This window comes from Streptomyces sp. (assembly GCF_036566765.1).
Lineage (GTDB): Bacteria > Actinomycetota > Actinomycetes > Streptomycetales > Streptomycetaceae > Streptomyces.
Genome location: NZ_DATCVQ010000352.1, coordinates 1 through 3,023, shown reverse-complemented (window position 1 = coordinate 3,023; position 3,023 = coordinate 1). Strand labels below are relative to the sequence as shown.

Genomic DNA, 3,023 nt, shown 5'->3' with positions numbered 1-3,023 from the left:
CCCGATGACCGACTGCGGCATGTGCGAGACCCCGATCGAGCACGGCTACCTCTGCCCCAGCGACACGCGCGCCCTCGCCGACCGGCTCCACCGCATGCCGCGGCTCTACACCGCCCTCGCGCCGTTCCTGACGCCCGCCGTCCGCCCGGGCGACTCAGGCGGGCGCACGGGACGCGCACACGCCCCCCTGCCCGTCTCCGAGCACGTGCTCGACCTCCGGGGGCCCGGCGGACTCGTCGGCGTTCTGGAGGACTGGTGGAGCGCCCTGCAACGCGACCGCGGCATGAACCCGCCCCGCGCCTACGGCAGCATCGAGGGCCGCATCCGACGAGCAGCCCTCGCCCTCGCCCGCAACGCGCCCTCCATCGCCGCCGAATGGCCCGCCGCCGGCGACCTCGCCCACGAGATCCGCGACGTCGAGCGGAGCGTCGCCAGCATCGTCGGCGCCGTCGACCGCCCCCGCGGCCAGCGCCTCGGCCCCTGCCCCGCCCAGCACACCGACGGCAGCGTCTGCGGCGCGATCCTCCGGCTGCAGCCCGGCGAGACCGTCATCACCTGCCCCTGGTGTGCGACCGCCTACCCGCCCGCCACCTGGCGCGGGCTGAAGCAGCTCATCGACCACGACCAGGCCGCCGCCTAGTCGGCCGGCAGCCGCGCGGCGAGGTCGCCGAGCAGCTGCCGCGCCGCCTGGCCCTCCTCCTCGTCGTCCGCGAGCAGCTGCAGCAGCCGTACCGCCTCGCGCGCCTCGGTGAAGGTCAGCAGCGGCTCGCGCGGCTCGTTGGGGTAGTCGCCGGTCACCGGCTCGAAGACGTCCATGCCCGACCAACCGGCCACGCCCGGCCGTGGTCACGCCGGGCACGGCGAAGGCCCCCGCCCGAGTGGGTGGGGGCCCTCTCGCTGCTGCTACTCGGCGTCGCGCTTCAGGTCCGTGCGTTGTCCCTGCCGGCTCTTCCTTGTCGCGAAGTACGGGCGTGCCACCCGGTAGTCCACTGCGCTCGATCGGCCGACCTTGACCACCGGCGGGAAGTCCGGGTCCGTTCGGGCCAGCTGTGACACGCGCTGGTTGCTCATGGACGGCACCACCCCGTCCTCGACCAGCCGTCGCGCGAGTTCGCGGAACGACACCATCTCGGGCCCTCCTTCGTCGGCCTCGGGCATGGGCACCATTCTTCCTGACTTACTAGGCATTTGCCTAGGAAGTCGCTACGCTCGATCCGTCACAACAGAACGGCCCCGGCCGGAGGTGCAACTCCGCCGGGGCCCGCCCACCCCTGAACTGACCAGGAGCAGGCATGACCGAGCGTACCCACCTCACCCAGCCCGACGAAGGGCTGCGGCGCGCACGCCTCGACGACGACGTCCGCGCCGGCCTCCACGCCATCGCCAAGCAGCTCTCCACCATCCGGCCCGACGACCCCATGAGCGACGGCAACCGCACCGCCCGCGCCCTCACCTACGCCACCGAGCGGTACGGCTTCCGCACCCCCGCCGCCGACGAGCTCGACCGCGCCCTCCTCGCCGCGATGCCCCGCATCATCGGGCGCACCACCCGCGACGCGTACGCGATCGTCCTCCGCACTGCCGCCGGGAGCCCGCGATGAGCACCCCCACGGAAGTGGCGCAGCGACGCGCGAACGTGCGCCGCCTGTGGCGCGGCGGCGCGTCGAACCGCGCCATCGCCGAGCAGCTCGGTATCCACCACCGAACCGTGGCGCGCGACCTGGAGTGGTTCGAGCTCCCGCTCGCCGAGCGAGTGGCGCAGCGCGTGGCGCAGACCGACGAAGCCGTGCGCCAGGCACGCGCCGCAGCTCAGGCCGCTGCCGACATGCGGCCGGCGCACGTCCCGACCGACGCCGAGACGGCCCGGCGCTGGCACGACCAGCTGCGCGCCACCGCGGCGCAGCTCGCGGCGCTCGCCGACGAGTTCACCGACCACACCCCGACCACCGAGTGCGCCACTGACCCCACGGGTGGCGCATCGTGACCCTCGCCCTGATCGGCTTCGGCACCATCACCCTCGCCGCCGGCGTCGGCCTCGTCGCCCTCGCCGCGGCGGACAGATGGCCCATCGACACCCTCCGCGCCATCCGGACCGCCGCCCTCCTCCTCACCGCCGCCGTGTACGTGGCCGCCATCTGGGAGCACGCATGACCCTCGGAGCCGTCCTCGTCGGCGTCATCCTCCTCGTCGTGGAAGTCGCCATCTGGTACCCCGGCATCAAGACCCTCCAGGCCAACGCCGTCGCCCAGCTCGGCGACCTGCTTCCGTTCCTGCTCTGCTGGTGCGTCGGCGCCCTGACCGTCATGGTCGTCGGCGGACTCGTCGGTTGGATCGGCGACACCGCCCTCTGGGGGCTCGGCGCCTTCGGCGACGGCATCCTCATCTACGGCGTCGGTGCCCAAGCCGGAACCGCCCCCGGCTCCACCTCGGCGCCGTTGACCGAGGGCGGCCTGTTCATGACCGCCGTGATCCTCGCCGTCTACCTCGCCCGCCGGAAGAAGGGCGCCACCGGCTCGAAGTGGCGCGGATGGGGGAGCGGTGTCGGCCTCGGCCTGTCCGCCGGCGTCGCCCGGTACGCGGCTGTACCGCTCGCGTCGGTCGTCAACGGCCTCGGCGTGTGGCTCACTGGGGCTGTGTCGTGACCGCCACCGAGCAGGCACCCGCCGACGTCCATCCCGCGCCTGAGGAACAGCCCAACAGGGCCGCGGGCGTGGCCGTCCTCGCCATTGCCGGAGCAGCAGCCGGCGGCGTCGTCTACGCCGTGCCGGAGCTCGGCTACTTCGTCGCCGGGCTCATGGCCGCCGCCACCGTTCGCAAGGCCCGCGGCTGGGCGGCCGGGCGCCGCCCCGTCGACGAGGAGCAGCAACCGGACGAGGAGCCCATCGACATCGTCGCCGTCCTCTACGACCTCAGCGCGGGCGGCGAACACGTCCGCCTCACCCAGCTTGCCGAAGCCGCCGGACTGCCCGACACCAAGACCGTGCGGGCGCTCCTCGAAGAGGCGGGCATTCGCGTCCGTGCGG

8 protein-coding genes are annotated in these 3,023 nt (G+C 73.7%); 6 read left to right on the top strand and 2 right to left on the bottom strand.

Annotated features, from left to right (window positions below; translation table 11 throughout):
* A partial coding sequence (locus VIU94_RS20540) for a hypothetical protein (RefSeq protein ID WP_331913297.1) occupies positions 1-640 on the top strand: 640 nt, incomplete at its 5' end.
* Here VIU94_RS20540 and VIU94_RS20535 read toward each other — a convergent pair.
* On the bottom strand, positions 637-834 hold the full coding sequence (locus VIU94_RS20535) for a hypothetical protein (RefSeq protein ID WP_331913296.1): 198 nt from the start codon (positions 832-834) through the stop codon (positions 637-639). The two genes, VIU94_RS20540 and VIU94_RS20535, sit on opposite strands and share 4 nt — an antisense overlap.
* A 69-nt stretch (positions 835-903) precedes the next feature.
* Complete coding sequence (locus VIU94_RS20530) at positions 904-1,158, bottom strand: hypothetical protein (protein WP_331913295.1); 255 nt, start codon at positions 1,156-1,158, stop codon at positions 904-906.
* Between the two features lie 134 nt (positions 1,159-1,292).
* On the opposite strand from VIU94_RS20530, the gene VIU94_RS20525 reads away from it, so the two are divergent.
* The 5 genes from VIU94_RS20525 to VIU94_RS20505 all read left to right on the top strand — a co-directional run.
* Complete coding sequence (locus VIU94_RS20525; protein ID WP_331913294.1) at positions 1,293-1,601, top strand: hypothetical protein; 309 nt, start codon at positions 1,293-1,295, stop codon at positions 1,599-1,601.
* Positions 1,598-1,984, top strand: coding sequence for a hypothetical protein (locus VIU94_RS20520; protein ID WP_331913293.1), 387 nt, complete (start codon positions 1,598-1,600; stop codon positions 1,982-1,984). The genes VIU94_RS20525 and VIU94_RS20520 overlap by 4 nt, the downstream gene beginning before the upstream one ends.
* The gene (locus VIU94_RS20515; protein ID WP_331913292.1) at positions 1,981-2,151 is read left to right on the top strand and encodes a hypothetical protein; all 171 of its coding nucleotides are present in this window, start codon (positions 1,981-1,983) and stop codon (positions 2,149-2,151) included. Before VIU94_RS20520 ends, VIU94_RS20515 begins: the two co-directional genes overlap by 4 nt.
* The gene (locus tag VIU94_RS20510) at positions 2,148-2,642 is read left to right on the top strand and encodes a hypothetical protein (protein WP_331913291.1); all 495 of its coding nucleotides are present in this window, start codon (positions 2,148-2,150) and stop codon (positions 2,640-2,642) included. Before VIU94_RS20515 ends, VIU94_RS20510 begins: the two co-directional genes overlap by 4 nt.
* Positions 2,639-3,023 (top strand): hypothetical protein (locus VIU94_RS20505; protein ID WP_331913290.1); only part of this gene is annotated, 385 nt, incomplete at its 3' end. The genes VIU94_RS20510 and VIU94_RS20505, both read left to right, overlap by 4 nt.

Coding starts and splice junctions, on each gene's coding strand:
- VIU94_RS20530 (WP_331913295.1), bottom strand. CDS start 1,158: ATGCCCGAGGCCGACGAAGGAGGGCCCGAGATGGTGTCGTTCCGCGAA.
- VIU94_RS20510 (WP_331913291.1), top strand. CDS start 2,148: ATGACCCTCGGAGCCGTCCTCGTCGGCGTCATCCTCCTCGTCGTGGAA.
- VIU94_RS20520 (WP_331913293.1), top strand. CDS start 1,598: ATGAGCACCCCCACGGAAGTGGCGCAGCGACGCGCGAACGTGCGCCGC.
- VIU94_RS20525 (WP_331913294.1), top strand. CDS start 1,293: ATGACCGAGCGTACCCACCTCACCCAGCCCGACGAAGGGCTGCGGCGC.